This window comes from Pseudomonas sp. 2024-210 (genome assembly GCF_045062345.1).
GTDB lineage: Bacteria > Pseudomonadota > Gammaproteobacteria > Pseudomonadales > Pseudomonadaceae > Aquipseudomonas.
The window spans coordinates 20,660-36,377 of the sequence record NZ_JBJGEJ010000007.1 but is presented as its reverse complement, the minus strand read 5'-3'; the positions used below and the strand labels follow the sequence as shown (position 1 = coordinate 36,377).

The following is a 15,718-nucleotide window of genomic DNA, read 5'->3' as shown; positions in this document are numbered from 1 at the left end:
ATTTATATGCCTAAAGAAATGATTCGTCTCATGTGCATATAATTAATAAGTGAGGTTGTTTTGGCATATTACACATTAGAGCAATTAGAAAATATGGGTTTCAAAAAGTTAGGCGTAGGAGTAAAAATAAGTGATAAGGCCAGTTTATACAATACTGAATCTATTGAGATAGGAAACAATTCTAGAATCGATGATTTCTGTGTGCTTTCTGGACAGGTTAAAATTGGCTGTAATGTGCATATTGCTCCTTTCTGTTTGGTGGCAGGTGGCGAGTTAGGAATAACCATGGAGGATTTTTCTGGTCTTGCTTATGGTGTCCAAGTTTTTAGTCAGTCAGATGACTACTCTGGCGCTAGCCTTACTAATCCAACAGTTCCACCAAGATTCAAAAAGGAAAAAAAAGCTGCAGTTAGTATTGGTCGCCATGTCATAGTAGGGGCCGGATCAATGGTATTTCCTGGGGTAAATATAGCTGAAGGATGTTCAGTTGGGGCCATGACTCTTGTTAATAAAAGCACTAAGGAGTGGGGGATATATCTTGGTAATCCTGCGCGACGAATAAAAGAGCGAAATAAAAATCTGCTAGAGATGGAAGTGGCTTACCTACAGGGATATGAAAATGATACCATTTAATAAGCCGTTACATATTGGCTGTGAAGATGCTTATGTTATCCAATCTATGCGTAGTACAAAATTATCTGGCGACGGTGAGTTTAGTCGGCTTTGTCAAAATTGGTTTCAAGTATTTTTAGGATGTACTAAGGCGCTACTTACGCCTTCTTGTACGCACGCGCTGGAAATGGCTGCACTACTAATAGATATCCAGCCAGGTGATGAAGTAATCATGCCTAGCTACACATTTGTTAGTACGGCTAATGCCTTTGTTATGCGTGGAGCTAAGATAGTATTCGTTGATATTAAACCGCATACTATGAATATAGATGAGAGTCTGATTGAGGCGGCTATTACAGATAAGACACGAGCAATTGTACCCGTTCACTATGCAGGTGTTGCATGTGAAATGGACACAATTATGAGCATTGCCAAAAAATTTGATTTGTATGTTATCGAAGATGCCGCCCAAGGAATGTTGTCATTTTATAAAGGTAAACCTCTTGGTTCTATTGGACATTTTGGTGCGTATAGTTTTCACGAAACTAAAAACTATACTAGCGGAGGTGAGGGAGGACTATTAATTATTAATGACGCTGCCTTTGCCGAGCGCGCTGAAATTATTCGCGAGAAGGGTACTAACCGAAGCTTATATTTTCGAGGTATGGTCGATAAATACAGTTGGGTTGATGTTGGGAGCAGCTATTTGCCATGCGATTTACAAGCTGCTTATCTTTGGGGGCAATTGCAGTCTGCGCATAAAGTAAATGAAGCTAGGCTTTTGATATGGGAAAAATATAAAGAACGTCTTCAACATCTTGAGGCTTCAGGGTTTATTGATTTACCTGCAAATAATGAATTGTGTGAGCACAATGCTCATATGTTTTATATTAAAGTAAAGAATTTGGAAGAAAGATCGTCGTTGATTGAATACTTACTGTCTTGCGGTATACAGGCCGTATTTCACTATATTCCATTGCATTCTGCAACTGCAGGCGTCAAATATGGAAAATTCGCAGGGGCCGATGTACACACTACTGTAGAAAGTGAGCGAATTATACGTTTGCCTATGTGGTTTGGAATGACTTGTTTGGATATCAATACTGTATCTAATGCTGTTATCAGTTATTACAAATAATTCGAACATTCTCTTTGGAAATTAAATTGTCTAGCTTCGGCAACATTATATTAACTTCATCTGCACATTTAGTGCGCATGATGCTTGGTTTGCTACTTATAAAGCTGATATCTTATTATGCGGGCCCAGAAGGCCTTGGTAGGCTGGGTCAGTTTATTAGCTTTGCTTCAATCCTTGCATTAATGGCTGGGGGGGGTGTGACCAATGGAGTAATTAAATATGTTGCCGAATTTAACGGTAATGATAATAAGTTAAAAAGTTTTATAAATGAAGCTGCTACGTTTTCACTTTTTTGTTCAATAGTTATTTTGATATCCTGTTGTCTGACCTCCAAAATCTTAGCGTCCTATATCTTTGGCGACACGAATCTATATTGGGTCTTCGTAATTATCGGTATTGCACAGTGTGGCTACGCCGTAACTAGTCTAGTTAATGCTATTGTCAGTGGGTTAAGGCAAACACATAAGTTCGCATTTATTCAAATCACAGGTTCCTTACTGGCAGTTCCGATCGTTTACCTTCTTGTCCGCTATGGTGGTTTACCTGGCGCTTCGTTAGCAATTATATCCGCTGCATTTTTAAGTTTGATTCCTGCATTATATGTTTATAAATTATCAGAAATTAGAATTACATTTCTTCCGCATAAAATACGAACACTTTCTTTTGGAAGACTGCCGCATTATTCATTAATGTTGATTACTAGTGTTATAGCTTTTCCGCTAGTTGAAATTATAATCAGGCAGTGGCTTATTGAACACGCTGGTTATCTTGATGCAGGATTGTGGCAAGGATCAATCAAGTTATCTGCTGCATATCTGGGTTTTTTTAGTGTATTTCTTGCATATGTATTTTTACCTGTAATTTCTGATCAGTCTCGAAAAGATATAATATTTAAGCTGGTTGTCAAATACATGTCGGTAATTGCAGTACTTTTTATTGGGGGGGGCAGCATATTATATGTGTGGCGTTATTTCTTTATCAGTTTTCTATTTTCTGAATCTTTTAATGGTCTTGGAGAAGTGATTGTATATCAGTTGATTGGTGATTTTTTCAAAATATGTGCATATGTTATTGGTTTTGTAGGCGTTGCGAAAGGAGCGACAGCGCTTTATATCGGTGCTGAATGCATACAATCTATTCTGTTTATTGCGTGTGTATATTTGTTTGGCAATAGTGACAAAGGATTGATTACGGTTATGGAAAGCTATGCAATCACCTATGGAATTTATTTCCTAGTTTGTTGTATAGCATTGTCAATTTATCTTTTGAAAAATCCCAAAATTAATGCAGAAGGTATGCGCAAATGAAACAGTACTTATTTATATACCCGTCTTTAAGTCTTGGGGGGATTGAGACTTTCTTTGTAAGGCTTGCCAAGCAATTCGCAAAAAATAATAGAAGGCTAAAATTTTTATTTCTATTTAAGAATGTTGGCAATCATGAATTGATGTGTGAAATTGAGAAATTTGCAGATATTTATTATTGGGAGGACTTTTGTTTTTTAGGAGGTAAAAACTTTATTGGCTCCAGATTTAAACTTTTTATGCCGTTGAGAAAAAAACGATTGAGAGAGGTTTTCTCTGGTTGTGAATTTGTACATGTGTCGTGTGCGTTAACATATTTTACGGCCATGAGAGTTTTTTCTTGTTTAGGTGTTCAAGCTAAATTTATATTCGGGGTATATCATTCTAATGAGTTGGCTTGGGGGCAGGGGGATATACCATTGTATGAAAGATATTTTAGAAAATATATCTTTGGTGGACGTAATCTACTGATAGCATTTTTTAATAGTGCTTCACAAGTAATTACTCTCAAAAATAATGGCGTCGATAATGTTTTATCAAAAACATTTCCTCTCGGAATTAATTTAGCCTCCAAGACTAGAATGCCAATTGATAGGTCTAAACAACAATTACGTATTATCTCAGTTGGTAGGTTGACGGCTTTTAAGACTTATAATTTATATATGCTTGATGTTGTTAAAGCATTAGTTAGCCAAAATTATGATGTTAGGTATGATGTCTATGGAGCCGGCCCCTTGCATCAACAGATGCAGGATAAAATTGCGACTTTATGCCTTCAGAACTATGTAGCTCTTAAAGGAGAGCTGCCTTACAGTTCGTTAGATGAAACGCTTAAGAAATATGATGTATTTGTTGGTACAGGTACAGCCTTGTTGCAGGCTGCTTCAAATGGTATTCCTTGCGTGACTGCTATTGAAAATGAACCGTCGGCTTTATCATACGGTTTCTTTTCAGACCTATCAGGCACTGAATATCACGAACAAAATCTAAATTATGTTAAAAAACCAATTTCCGAGCTATTGATTAGTTATGCTAGTTTAACTAGCGACCAAGTGGTCGACCTAGAAAATAATCATTTTCAGAAAAGCACAATATTTGGAATTGAAGTTTGTGCCGATAATTTTCTCAACGCGTTTAATGCGGCGCCTTATTATAAATCTTCGCGGTACCCCTTTTATATATACATGGCTTTTTTTTCTGCAGCAGAGTTGATTCCACGACTTGTAGGTAAAAGTGAGTATAGAAAAAAATACGAGCGTATAATTTAGCTTTAATTTATTGTTTATCCATTTTGTCAATTAGGTCGAGTAATGATTAGTGTTTTGATGGCAACAAACAACTGTAATGACTATTTGAAAAAAGCCGTCCGAAGTATTCTGGATCAGAGCTTTGAAGATTTCGAACTCTTAGTTGTAGCAAATGGACCAGACGCTAAAGATATTGAAAATTTCTTGTTGGAGAACTTTTCTGAAGAAAAGAGGCTGGTGATCATCAAGAGTGATATTCCGCAGTTGGCATATGCTTTGAACGTAGGTATTGAGCATGCGAAATTTGACTACGTCGCGAGAATGGATGCTGATGATATCGCTCATCCGGAGCGTCTAAAGCTTCAGCTTGAATACCTTCTGAATAACGACTTGGATGTTGTTGGGACTGATATAAGAATTATTAACCAATCTGAAGAAGTTACAGGATATAAAGTGCTGCCTAAGGGGAGTTCCATTAACAAATATCTTCCTTTCAAAAATGTATTTGTGCATCCCTCCACTTTAATTCGTAAATCAATGCTTATAAAGGTCAGAGGTTACAATGCTGGTTTTAACTCTGAAGATTATGACCTGTGGTTGAGGCTAAAGCGTATAGGTGTGCGGTGGGATAATATGCCTGAAACTTTACTCGACTACAGGATGCACCCCGGTGCCTCACAACGCCGCCTGCTTGGTTATGCAGAAACTTCAGGAGCATTACTTCGAGAATTTTTGCTTCATAAAAGCATTGTAAACGCAGCTGCAGTTTTTTTTAGTATATTGAAAACGCTATTCAAAGCTCGTTGAGAATTAATATTTGCATATAGGTTTTTTATGAAAATTTTGGTCACTGGTGGTGCTGGTTTTATTGGATCTCATACAGTAGTTGAGCTATTGGATAGCGGACATGAGGTCATTGTTGTAGATAACTTCTCTAATAGTTCAGAAGGAATATTTGAGCAGATAATTAAAATCTGTGGCCGTAGTCCTCTTGTCATCAAAGCGGATGTAGGATGCTATAGAAGTATGAAAAATATTTTCCTAAATCATACTATTGACTCCGTTATACATTTTGCGGGTCTCAAAGCTGTAGGAGAAAGTGCCGTAGACCCTCTTAAGTATTATAAAGAAAATGTCTGTGGAAGTATTAATCTTCTCGAAGTCATGAAGGAAATGCATGTATATAACTTTGTGTTTAGCTCTTCAGCAACAGTGTATGGCGAGTCTAAAATATTGCCTATAAAAGAGTCGACAGATTTAGAACCTGCAAACAGCCCTTATGGTGAAACTAAAGTAGTTGTTGAAAAGTTTCTTAGATCGCTTGCATCGAGCAGTGATAAGTGGTCAATAGCAATACTGCGTTACTTTAATCCAGTGGGTGCGCATTCGTCAGGACTTATCGGTGAACTTCCTACCGGCATACCAAATAACTTGATGCCCTATATTTGTCAGGTAGCTACGGGTAAATTAAAATGTTTATCTATTTTTGGTAATGACTACGATACAACTGATGGCACTGGAGTTCGTGACTATATTCATATTGTAGATCTAGCTAAAGGACATCTTGCAGCAGTCAACTACTTGAGCGCTAATACTGGATGTCATACCTGGAATTTGGGAACTGGTGTGGGATATTCAGTATTGGAAATCTTATCGGCTTTTGAAAAGGCTTCAGGGATAAAAATTCCTTACACCATATTAAAACGCAGGCCGGGTGATATTGCAAAGTGCTGGTCTAATCCTCAGAAAGCATTAGATGAGCTCGGTTGGAAAGCTGAACTTAGTTTGCAAGATATGGTTTCAGATGCTTGGAGGTGGCAGTCGAATATCCCCAAGGATTTTATTGAAGTTTCATAATGTGATGCGCGTATGGAGTTATGAATGTCATACTTAGATCTTTATACGGTTAATGTATATTGTATTATGATTGCTGTTTTATTGTGGGCAGTGTCCTTACGATTTTATATTAAATGCTTATCATTAAAGGCGATGTACTGTATTGACTTGATTTTAGTATGTGTGCTCTCCGCAGTTGTGGCCAGTGATGTAAGTACCCGGCCTTTAAATATCGAAGGGGACACGTTAGCTTACTATCAATTCTATATGGATTTATTGAATGGCATCATTGGTCCGTTTGATAAGGCTTTTGTGTATTTGTCAAAGCTCCTGGTCTATTTTGAAATGACTTATGTTGTTTTGTTTTGGCTTGTTCCTTTTCTTTTGGTGGCTAGTTATTTTATATTGTGCAAAAACCTCTACAGTGTATCTTCTTTAGTTCCTTTGCTTTTAGTATGTAGTGTTGTTATGTTTCCATTTTTCTTCTCTTTATCTGCAAATGTAATAAGGCAAGGTTTGGCTGTGGTAATGATAACAATGTGTTTTTCAAGCTTATTCAATAGTAAGAAGGGCTGGGCTATCTCCTTTTTTATAGTGGCTGTTTTGTTCCATAAGTCTGCAATTATATTTGCTCCCTTCATTGTTTTAAACCAATTTGTTTTAAGCATTAAGCTTTCGCGTATAATTGAGGTTTGGGCGCTTGTATCACTAGCTTCTTACTTTGGATTGTTTGCGTCGCTTTCAAATGTTGTATTTAGTCAACTTTCATTATTAGGTCTTTCTAGCAATTATACTGATCTTGAAGATACTCAGTACATAACAGGTTTTCGATGGGATTTTTGGTTTTTTTCTTCATTTCCTGTTGTGTGTTTGTGTTTTGACTCAAAAGTTGACAATAGTGCTAACTTAAAAAAACTTTTTTTCATGAAGGTTTTGGCATTTATTGGTATTATTCATATCGCGCTTTTGTGCGTTGCCTATAATGACAGGTTTGGCTTGTATGGTTGGTTTTACTACCCCATTCTAATTTCATTTATTTTTAGCGCAATTGTAGCCAATTTGATTCGCGGATTTAGAAAAAGACAGCACATTGCTACTTTAGATTGATTGTATTCAAATATTTGAGGTTTCTAACGTGCGTAAAAAAATATTTATTGTGACAACTGTACCTGAGACATTCGCTAGTATACTAAAAGATCAGCCTCGTTATCTGAGTCAGTACTTTAAAGTTGAACTCGTCACGTCCCCAGACAATAAATCACACATTATTGATGAGGGCCTGAAGATTCATCGTGTGCCAATGAACAGGGGGATTAGTCTATTTCGGGATCTTATATCTGTTCTTAAAATGGTTTCCTTAATCATCAAGGAGCGTCCATATGCAATTCATTCATATACACCCAAAGCTGGTCTGGTCTCAATGTTAGCAGCATGGATATGCCGTGTTCCGGTTCGGATTCATACATTCACTGGTCTAATATTTCCAACTCAAAATGGATTTAAGCAGAAGTTATTAATATGGATTGATCGTTTGATTTGTGTTTGTGCTACTCGCATAGTGCCGGAAGGTGAGGGCGTAAAACAGGATTTAATAAAATATAATATTACCTCAAAGCCCCTCGGTGTTATCGGTTATGGAAATATTGCAGGTGTAGATTTATCATATTTCAATGCTGAATCTCCCGCAGTTAGCCGTAGCGCTACAGAATTAACAGCTTTGTTAAATATAAAGTCTGATGATTTTGTTTTTTGCTTTGTCGGAAGGTTGAATAAAGACAAAGGGTTGAGTGAGTTGTCGGAGGCCTTTGCTAAAATGCCAGGCAATGTACAGTTATTAATTGTTGGAGATCATGATCCATCCGCCCCTATAAATCCTGAAGTAATTGATTTTTTTGAATCTCATCCAAGAGTTAATTTATTGGGGTTTCAAAAAGACATTCGTCCTGCGTTATATAGCTCAAATATTTTGATATTGCCAAGTTATCGCGAAGGCTTCCCCAATGTAGTGTTGCAGGCGGGTGCAATGGGGCTTCCATGTATCGTTACTAATATCAATGGTTGTAATGAGATAATAGCACCTGGATACAATGGTTGGCTGGTGCCCCCAAAAGATGAATGTGCGCTATCGAAAGCAATGCTTGAGTCGTTAACAACTTCTCCCGTATTGCTCAAGCAAATGGGAGAGAATGCCAAGCTTCGAGTTACCAGTCGTTTTAACCGGAATGACCACTTCATGCGCATGGCCACTTTCTATAAGGAAGAAATTAATGTTTAAGCGTCTATTGGATGTGAGCTTGTCTTTTTTAGGATTGCTCATATTACTGCCCATCATTCTTGTGGTCAGTTTCCTAGTGGCGCGAAATTTAGGTCGGCCTATATTATTTTCTCAGATAAGACCTGGGCTTAATGGCAAACCATTCAAGATGTATAAATTTCGAACAATGAAAAATGCTTTTGATCAGAATGGAAATTCTCTTCCTGATTCTGAACGCATGACATCTTTCGGAACTTTTTTGCGATCCAGTAGTTTGGACGAATTGCCAGGCCTTGTGAACGTATTAAAAGGCGATATGAGTTTAGTAGGGCCGAGGCCCCTCCTTGTAGAATATCTCCCTCTGTATAGCCCTGTACAATCTCGTCGCCATTTGGTCAGGCCCGGGATTACTGGATGGGCACAGGTTAACGGGCGTAATGCCATTAGCTGGGACCAAAAATTCGAATACGATGTTTGGTACGTGGATAACCATTCATTCTGGCTTGATCTTAAAATAATCATTCTTACTGTGAAAAAGGTTTTCGCGCGCGAGGGAATCAGTGCCAATGGAGAAGTCACGATGTCAAAATTTACAGGAGGCACGAGCTCTTCCAAAAAGATCGCGATTTTAGGTGCTGGTGGGCATGCAAAAGTAGTCGCTGACACTGCAGAAATGTGCGGGTGGAACCATGTCGAAATATTTGATGACCAATGGCCCGCAATTAATCTTCTAAGGCATTGGCCAGTTGTAGGCAATACAAGCACATTGTTTGAACGTCTGAATGAATATGAAGGCGTAATTGTCGCAATTGGCGATAATGAAATTCGCCGACAAAAAATGATGGATTTAGTCAATTCTGGAGCCTCAATCGTTAATCTGATTCATCCCGCAGCATCTATAAGTCGATACGCTATTCTTGGTATAGGTATTGTAGCTTTCGCCGGAGTTGTAGTTCATCCAGGTGCAAATATTGGTGACGGTGCAATTCTTAATACGGCATGTAGCATCGACCATGACTGTTCATTGGGTGAATTTGTCCATGTGTCACCTGGTGCTCGACTGGCAGGTGGCGTTATTATCGGTCCATTGAGTTGGATTGGAATAGGAGCATGTGTTAAACAGTTAATCTCTATTGGGTCTAGGGTCAAGGTAGGCGCCGGCGCAGTTGTAGTCAAAGACGTTGTTAACGATGTGACTGTTGTAGGGGTCCCGGCCAAACCTTTATCAGCTTTCTAACTCGACTGCATTAATTTTTTTAAAAAATGCTTGCCAGCTCTGATGAACTCTTCATTTTTCTTTTAGTAGGTACTAAATCGTGCTTAATACCCCATTTTCTCCTTGGCCCTCTTTTACTGAAGAAGAGGCTAACGCTGTACGTGATGTCATTTTGTCTAATAAGGTTAATTATTGGACGGGGCAGGAAACGCGTTCTTTTGAAAAAGAATTCGCCGCCTGGTCGGGCACTGAATATGCAGTGGCCCTCGCTAACGGCACTGTAGCGCTGGACGTGGCCCTCAAAGCCCTGAAAATTGGCGCCGGTGATGAGGTGATTGTTACGTCCCGCACGTTCCTCGCATCAGTATCCAGTATCGTCAATGCCGGCGCGGTTCCCGTTTTTGCCGATGTTGATCTGGATTCCCAAAACATCACGGCTCAAACCATCAAGGCAGTCATGACCCCGCGTACCAAAGCACTGATCTGTGTGCATTTGGCTGGCTGGCCTTGTGATATGGACCCGATCATGGCTTTGGCCAACGAGCACGGGTTAAAAGTCATTGAGGATTGCGCTCAGGCTCATGGCACGCATTACAAAGGCCGACCAGTGGGTTCTATTGGTCATGTAGGCGCTTGGTCTTTCTGTCAGGACAAAATCATGACGACCGGGGGTGAGGGCGGCATGGTCACCACCAACGACCGTCAATTGTGGGCCGATATGTGGGCTTACAAGGATCATGGCAAAAGTTGGGAAGCGGTGTATGAGCGTGAGCATGCTCCGGGTTTCCGTTGGGTGCATGAGAGCTTTGGCACAAATTGGCGCATGCTTGAAGCCCAGGCTGTGATAGGGCGTATCCAATTACGCCGTATGCAGGAATGGCAGGCAGCCCGTATCAAGAATGCCACCTGTATTTGGGAAACGGCCCAGAAGTTGCCAGCCCTGCGTGTGCCTGTTTTGTCCAGTGAGGATGTGCACGCAGCGTATAAGGCTTATGTATTTATACGTCCTGAGCGTCTGAAAGCCGATTGGTCTCGTGATCGCATCTTGACTGAAATTGCTGCGCAGGGGGTTCCGGCTTTTTCGGGCTCTTGCTCAGAGGTCTACCTTGAAAAAGCTTTTGACAATACAGGTTGGAGACCATCGCAACGTCTTGCCAATGCTAAGGCATTGGGTGAAACCAGCATGATGTTCCTGGTGCACCCAACCTTGACTGAACAGGAAATCGAGCTGACCTGTAAGGTCCTCAGTGAAGTCGTTCAGCAGGCCACTCAAGCTTAAGACCTCAGTTTGTTGAAGTAGTGTGTGATGCAGGTTTGTATACTGCGAGCTGTATTTTGGAGCGGCATAGGTGGTTAAAGGGGTTATGGATAAAATTCGAGCGTATTTACTCAGCCTTTCACGGCACCAAAAGCGGGTTTTACAAGTGGCGACAGATGTTGTTCTAGTCTGGTTAGCGCTTTGGCTGGCGTTTGTCGTGCGCTTGGGCATGGACGAAATGATCAACCCGGTCAAGATGCACGCCTGGTTATTCATCTGCGCGCCTGTCATTGCCATCCCCCTGTTCATTCGCTTCGGCATGTACCGCGCCGTCATGCGCTACTTCGGCAACGATGCCCTTATCGCCATTATCAAGGCCGTCAGTCTCTCATCGCTGATCTTGGCGGTCGTGGTCTATTGGTACAGCAATCACGACAACGTCGTACCCCGCTCAATCATCTTCAACTACTGGTGGTTAAGCCTGATCATGCTCGGCGGCTTGCGCCTTGCCATGCGTCAATATTTTTTGGGTGACTGGTTTGCAGCCGCTCAGCATGTGCCTTTCACCAGCCGGGATGATGGTTTACCCCGTGTAGCTATTTACGGCGCGGGTGCTGCGGGCAATCAATTGGTCGCAACACTGCGCATGGGGCGTGTGATGCGCCCTGTGGCATTCATTGACGACGATGAAAGTATTGCCGACAGGGTTATTTCCGGTCTGCAGGTATTCAAGTCCGAAAACATACAACAAATGATAGATCGCACCGGCGCTCAGGAATTGCTGTTGGCGATTCCTTCTTCTTCGCGTGGGCGACGTCGTGAGATTCTGGGGCTGCTTGAAGGCTTCCCGCTGCACGTTCGCAGTATTCCCGGCTTTATGGATTTGGCCAGCGGCCGGGTCAAGGTTGATGATATTCAGGAAGTCGATATCGCTGACTTGCTGGGCCGTGATCCTGTGCCCGCTCAAGGTGATTTACTGGAACACTGCATCAAAGGTCAGAGTGTCTTGGTAACCGGCGCAGGCGGTTCCATCGGTTCTGAGTTGTGTCGTCAGATTTTGGAGCTTCGGCCCACGACGCTTCTGCTGTTCGAGCACAGTGAATTCAATCTGTACTGCATTCTTTCAGAACTTGAGCAGCGTATTGAGCGCGAATCGCTGTCAGTCAAGCTGTTGCCTATCCTCGGTTCTGTGCGCAATGAGCAAAAACTGCTGGATGTGATGAAAACCTGGGATGTAGACACGGTCTATCACGCCGCCGCCTACAAGCATGTGCCGATGGTTGAGCACAACATCGCTGAAGGCGTACTGAATAACGTCATTGGCACACTCAATACAGCTCAAGCGGCTTTGCAGTCGGGTGTGGCCAACTTTGTGTTGATTTCGACTGACAAGGCAGTGCGTCCTACCAACGTCATGGGCAGCACCAAGCGTTTGGCCGAAATGACACTGCAAGCGCTCAGCCGTGAGGCCGCGCCTGTGTTGTTCGGTGACAAGGCGAATGTGTCCCGCGTCAATAAAACCCGATTCACCATGGTGCGTTTTGGCAATGTGTTGGGGTCTTCAGGTTCAGTCATTCCACTGTTCCATAAGCAGATCAAGTCGGGCGGCCCGTTAACCGTTACGCATCCAAAGATCACCCGCTATTTCATGACGATCCCGGAGGCCGCTCAGTTGGTGATTCAGGCGGGCTCCATGGGGCAGGGCGGTGATGTCTTTGTGCTGGATATGGGCGAGCCGGTGCGTATCGTCGAGCTGGCTGAGAAGATGATCCACCTGTCTGGCTTAAGCGTTCGTTCCGATAAAAATCTGCATGGCGATATTGAGATTGAGTTCACAGGCCTGCGGCCCGGTGAAAAGCTTTACGAAGAGTTGCTGATCGGTGACAACGTGGTTGCCACGCAGCATCCGATGATCATGAGCGCCAATGAGGACATGTTGTCCTGGGATGAGCTCAAGCAACGCTTGGAGGAGCTGCTCTCGGCCGTTGATGAGGATGACTACACTCGGGTTCGACAGTTGTTGCGCAATACGGTCAGTGGTTATGCGCCAGAGGGTGAGATTGTCGACTGGATTCACCAACAACGTCGTGCAGAGCCTTTATAACTACACACCCTGCAATGCACTGGTTTTTGACACTCCATAAGCATCGCCTACGTTTGGAGTACAGCTCAGGAAAGCTGTTTCCACTTAACGATGTAATGGAGTGTCATTTATGCGTAGTGCCTTAATTTCTTCGATGTTTTTGGCTTTGATGGTCGGTATCTCCAGCGGAGTCCACGCGACTCCCGCGCCAGTTGGCGCGGATCCGATTGTGGCTGCGAATACCTTGCCAGAGGCGGAGTTGGTCACGATCAACCTCAATACGGCCGACGAGGTGACACTCCAGCGTGAACTCTCCGGTGTAGGCGCAGCCAAGGCCAAAGCCATTGTGGCGTACCGTGAGGCTAATGGTGAGTTCACTTCGGCTGATGAGTTGCTGGAAGTGAAAGGCATTGGCAAAGCCATTTATGAAAAAAATCGCGACAAGGTAGCGGTTAATTAAATCGGTTACTTGAATGCTTGAGGCCAGTCATTGACTGGCCTTTTTCGTTTCCGGGTTTAAGGTTTGTAATTGGAGCCGCTTCAAAAGCACCGCTCAAACCACCCGCAATCTCAACCGTCCTTGTTCTCTTTCGCATCCATTTCCGCATTACGCTCGGCAACACGCTTACGCTGTTCTTCAGTCAGCTCGACTTTGTTGGCGGTCTCACGCAGGGTCATCAATGCGCCAACGATGGCGCCGATGGCAACGATCAGAATTAACCAGGCATACCACGGCATTGTGTTCTCCTTGAAGGGTTATCCGCGGGGCAAGAGGGTTACCCTGCGGGGAGTTCTTTCATATGTGAGTAAGGTGATGTTCAGTGGTTCAATTGTAGGCCGGTTATTCCAAATAGCACTCTATGGGGCCGCCGGGATTAAAATCGTGAAAATTCGATCATCGGGTGCCGGAGAGCGGCTTGTTCCGCTACAATGCGCGCCGATTTCGACCAGCCTGAGAACCCGCTAATGTCCGACTGCCAGACTCCTATTATCGTTGCCCTGGATTTTCCTACGCGCGACGCCGCACTGAAACTGGCCGATCAGTTGGACCCCACGTTGTGCCGCGTCAAAGTGGGTAAAGAGCTGTTCACCAGCTGTGCTTCGGAAATTGTCGGCACGCTGCGTGACAAGGGTTTTGAGGTATTCCTCGACCTTAAATTCCATGACATTCCCAACACCACTGCAATGGCTGTTCAAGCGGCTGCCGAAATGGGTGTGTGGATGGTCAATGTTCACTGTTCGGGCGGTTTGCGCATGATGGCTGCTTGCCGTGAAGTGCTCGACAAGCGCACTGGCCCACAGCCGCTGCTGATCGGTGTGACGGTGTTGACCAGTATGGAGCGTGAAGACCTGGCCGGTATTGGCCTGGATATCGAGCCACAGGAGCAGGTATTGCGCCTGGCCGCTCTGGCGCAAAAAGCCGGCATGGATGGTCTGGTTTGTTCGGCTCTGGAAGCACAAGCCTTGAAAGCTGCGCACCCGTCGCTGCAATTGGTGACACCGGGTATTCGCCCAGCGGGCAGCGCTGTGGATGACCAGCGTCGTATTCTGACGCCGCGTCAGGCGCTGGATGCAGGCTCGGATTATCTGGTGATTGGCCGTCCGATCAGCCAGGCAGCAGATCCGGCCAAAGCTCTCGCTGCAGTGGTTGCTGAGCTGGCTTAAGAGTCAGTAATCGCTGCCGCATTTACGCGGCAGCGATTACGATTTCAGACCTTCAAAATCAATTTGCCGTTGTTCTCACCGCTGAACAACTTCATCAGGGTTTCCGGGAACGTTTCCAGACCCTCGACAATATGTTCTCTGCTTTTCAATTGCCCCTTGCCCAGCCATCCCGCCATTTCTTGCCCCGCAGCGACATAGCGGTCGGCATAGTCCATTACGATAAACCCTTCCATGCGCGCGCGGTTGACCAGCAGTGACAAGTAGTTGGCCGGGCCTTTTACAGCCTCTTTGTTGTTGTACTGGCTGATGGCGCCGCAGATGATGACGCGGGCTTTGAAGTTCAATTGGCTCAGGACTGCGTCGAGGATATCGCCGCCCACGTTGTCAAAAAACACGTCGACCCCTTTAGGGCATTCACGTTTCAGGCCCGCGGTGACGTCTTCGTTCTTATAGTCGATAACCCCGTCAAAGCCGAGTTCTTCGATCAGTACTTTGCATTTCTCTTTACCGCCGGCAATGCCGACCACGCGGCAGCCTTTAAGCTTGGCTATTTGCCCGGCAATACTGCCCACCGCGCCTGCGGCGCCCGAAATCACAACCGTGTCACCGGATTTAGGCGACCCTACTTCGAGCAAGGCGAAGTAGGCGGTCATGCCTGTCATGCCCAGTGCAGACAAATACACCGGCAAGGGGGCCAGTTTTGGATCGACCTTGTAAAAGCCTCGAGGCTCCCCGAGGAAGTAGTCCTGTACGCCCAAAGCGCCATTGACGTAGTCGCCTACAGCAAAGTCAGGGTGGGAGGAGGCAATCACTTCACCGACCCCCAAAGCGCGCATGACTTCACCCAGGCCCACGGGCGGGATATAGGATTTGCCTTCATTCATCCAGCCACGCATCGCCGGGTCGAGTGACAAGTACTGGTTTTTGACCAGAATCTGGCCTTCTTTCGGTTGCTCGACCGGGACTTGCTGGTAGGTGAAGGTGTCGCGGGTGGCTGCACCAACGGGGCGTTTGGCGAGAAGAAATTGGCGGTTGGTCTCGGTGGTCATCGCAGGCTCTCAGCGTTAAAGACAAAGCCTGTTGATAGACCTTCTTGAGGCTGTCA

15 protein-coding genes and 1 pseudogene are annotated in these 15,718 nt (G+C 44.0%); 14 read left to right on the top strand and 2 right to left on the bottom strand.

The features are described from left to right. Positions 1-60: 60 nt before the first annotated feature. From ACI7MX_RS11995 to ACI7MX_RS11935, 13 genes and pseudogenes are all read left to right on the top strand, one after another. Positions 61-633, top strand: a complete 573-nt coding sequence (locus ACI7MX_RS11995; protein WP_405587526.1) for an acyltransferase — start codon at positions 61-63, stop codon at positions 631-633. Beyond that, positions 620-1,750, top strand: coding sequence for a dTDP-4-amino-4,6-dideoxygalactose transaminase (rffA, locus tag ACI7MX_RS11990; RefSeq protein WP_405587523.1), 1,131 nt, complete (start codon positions 620-622; stop codon positions 1,748-1,750). The genes ACI7MX_RS11995 and rffA overlap by 14 nt, the downstream gene beginning before the upstream one ends. A 26-nt stretch (positions 1,751-1,776) precedes the next feature. Then, positions 1,777-3,057, top strand: coding sequence for an O-antigen translocase (locus tag ACI7MX_RS11985; protein ID WP_405587520.1), 1,281 nt, complete (start codon positions 1,777-1,779; stop codon positions 3,055-3,057). Continuing rightward, positions 3,054-4,322 carry a glycosyltransferase gene (locus ACI7MX_RS11980; protein WP_405587517.1) on the top strand — a complete coding sequence of 423 codons (1,269 nt, stop codon included), beginning with the start codon at positions 3,054-3,056 and terminating at the stop codon, positions 4,320-4,322. Before ACI7MX_RS11985 ends, ACI7MX_RS11980 begins: the two co-directional genes overlap by 4 nt. 42 nt (positions 4,323-4,364) lie before the next feature. Next, positions 4,365-5,108, top strand: a complete 744-nt coding sequence (locus ACI7MX_RS11975; RefSeq protein WP_405587514.1) for a glycosyltransferase — start codon at positions 4,365-4,367, stop codon at positions 5,106-5,108. A gap of 27 nt (positions 5,109-5,135) precedes the next feature. After that, positions 5,136-6,158, top strand: coding sequence for a UDP-glucose 4-epimerase GalE (galE, locus tag ACI7MX_RS11970; RefSeq protein WP_405587511.1), 1,023 nt, complete (start codon positions 5,136-5,138; stop codon positions 6,156-6,158). 24 nt (positions 6,159-6,182) lie between these two features. Beyond that, entirely contained in the window at positions 6,183-7,244 is a 1,062-nt protein-coding gene (locus ACI7MX_RS11965) for an EpsG family protein (protein ID WP_405587508.1), read from the top strand. 28 nt (positions 7,245-7,272) lie between these two features. Then, entirely contained in the window at positions 7,273-8,412 is a 1,140-nt protein-coding gene (locus tag ACI7MX_RS11960) for a glycosyltransferase family 4 protein (RefSeq protein ID WP_405587506.1), read from the top strand. After that, positions 8,405-8,992, top strand: a pseudogene (locus ACI7MX_RS11955) (sugar transferase); the annotation flags it as partial. The gene ACI7MX_RS11960 and the pseudogene ACI7MX_RS11955, both read left to right, overlap by 8 nt. Further along, positions 8,972-9,628 (top strand): acetyltransferase, encoded by a 657-nt coding sequence (locus ACI7MX_RS11950; protein ID WP_405587956.1) that lies wholly within the window; start codon positions 8,972-8,974, stop codon positions 9,626-9,628. The pseudogene ACI7MX_RS11955 and the gene ACI7MX_RS11950, both read left to right, overlap by 21 nt. A 79-nt stretch (positions 9,629-9,707) precedes the next feature. Next, entirely contained in the window at positions 9,708-10,886 is a 1,179-nt protein-coding gene (locus ACI7MX_RS11945) for a DegT/DnrJ/EryC1/StrS family aminotransferase (protein WP_405587503.1), read from the top strand. Between the two features lie 85 nt (positions 10,887-10,971). Further along, the gene (locus tag ACI7MX_RS11940) at positions 10,972-12,969 is read left to right on the top strand and encodes a polysaccharide biosynthesis protein (protein WP_405587500.1); all 1,998 of its coding nucleotides are present in this window, start codon (positions 10,972-10,974) and stop codon (positions 12,967-12,969) included. Between the two features lie 109 nt (positions 12,970-13,078). Beyond that, the gene (locus tag ACI7MX_RS11935; RefSeq protein ID WP_314487377.1) at positions 13,079-13,408 is read left to right on the top strand and encodes a helix-hairpin-helix domain-containing protein; all 330 of its coding nucleotides are present in this window, start codon (positions 13,079-13,081) and stop codon (positions 13,406-13,408) included. 110 nt (positions 13,409-13,518) lie between these two features. Here the strand turns inward: ACI7MX_RS11935 and ACI7MX_RS11930 are convergent, their stop codons facing one another. Continuing rightward, complete coding sequence (locus ACI7MX_RS11930) at positions 13,519-13,686, bottom strand: DUF2897 family protein (RefSeq protein ID WP_122783318.1); 168 nt, start codon at positions 13,684-13,686, stop codon at positions 13,519-13,521. 228 nt (positions 13,687-13,914) lie between these two features. Between ACI7MX_RS11930 and pyrF the strand changes: the two genes are divergently transcribed. Then, positions 13,915-14,613: an orotidine-5'-phosphate decarboxylase gene (gene pyrF, locus ACI7MX_RS11925; RefSeq protein WP_405587496.1), complete on the top strand. Its 699-nt coding sequence runs from the start codon at positions 13,915-13,917 to the stop codon at positions 14,611-14,613. Positions 14,614-14,657: 44 nt separating this feature from the next. Here pyrF and ACI7MX_RS11920 read toward each other — a convergent pair whose 3' ends face one another. Further along, the gene (locus tag ACI7MX_RS11920) at positions 14,658-15,662 is read right to left on the bottom strand and encodes an NADP-dependent oxidoreductase (RefSeq protein WP_405587493.1); all 1,005 of its coding nucleotides are present in this window, start codon (positions 15,660-15,662) and stop codon (positions 14,658-14,660) included. Positions 15,663-15,718 lie beyond the last annotated feature (56 nt).

Bases quoted from the DNA above. Each gene is read 5' to 3' on its own strand.
- ACI7MX_RS11940 (WP_405587500.1), top strand. From the start codon at position 10,972: ATGGATAAAATTCGAGCGTATTTACTCAGCCTTTCACGGCACCAAAAG.
- galE (WP_405587511.1), top strand. From the start codon at position 5,136: ATGAAAATTTTGGTCACTGGTGGTGCTGGTTTTATTGGATCTCATACA.
- pyrF (WP_405587496.1), top strand. From the start codon at position 13,915: ATGTCCGACTGCCAGACTCCTATTATCGTTGCCCTGGATTTTCCTACG.
- ACI7MX_RS11975 (WP_405587514.1), top strand. From the start codon at position 4,365: ATGATTAGTGTTTTGATGGCAACAAACAACTGTAATGACTATTTGAAA.
- ACI7MX_RS11965 (WP_405587508.1), top strand. From the start codon at position 6,183: ATGTCATACTTAGATCTTTATACGGTTAATGTATATTGTATTATGATT.
- ACI7MX_RS11930 (WP_122783318.1), bottom strand. From the start codon at position 13,686: ATGCCGTGGTATGCCTGGTTAATTCTGATCGTTGCCATCGGCGCCATC.
- ACI7MX_RS11980 (WP_405587517.1), top strand. From the start codon at position 3,054: ATGAAACAGTACTTATTTATATACCCGTCTTTAAGTCTTGGGGGGATT.
- ACI7MX_RS11950 (WP_405587956.1), top strand. From the start codon at position 8,972: ATGTCAAAATTTACAGGAGGCACGAGCTCTTCCAAAAAGATCGCGATT.
- ACI7MX_RS11935 (WP_314487377.1), top strand. From the start codon at position 13,079: ATGCGTAGTGCCTTAATTTCTTCGATGTTTTTGGCTTTGATGGTCGGT.
- ACI7MX_RS11920 (WP_405587493.1), bottom strand. From the start codon at position 15,662: ATGACCACCGAGACCAACCGCCAATTTCTTCTCGCCAAACGCCCCGTT.
- rffA (WP_405587523.1), top strand. From the start codon at position 620: ATGATACCATTTAATAAGCCGTTACATATTGGCTGTGAAGATGCTTAT.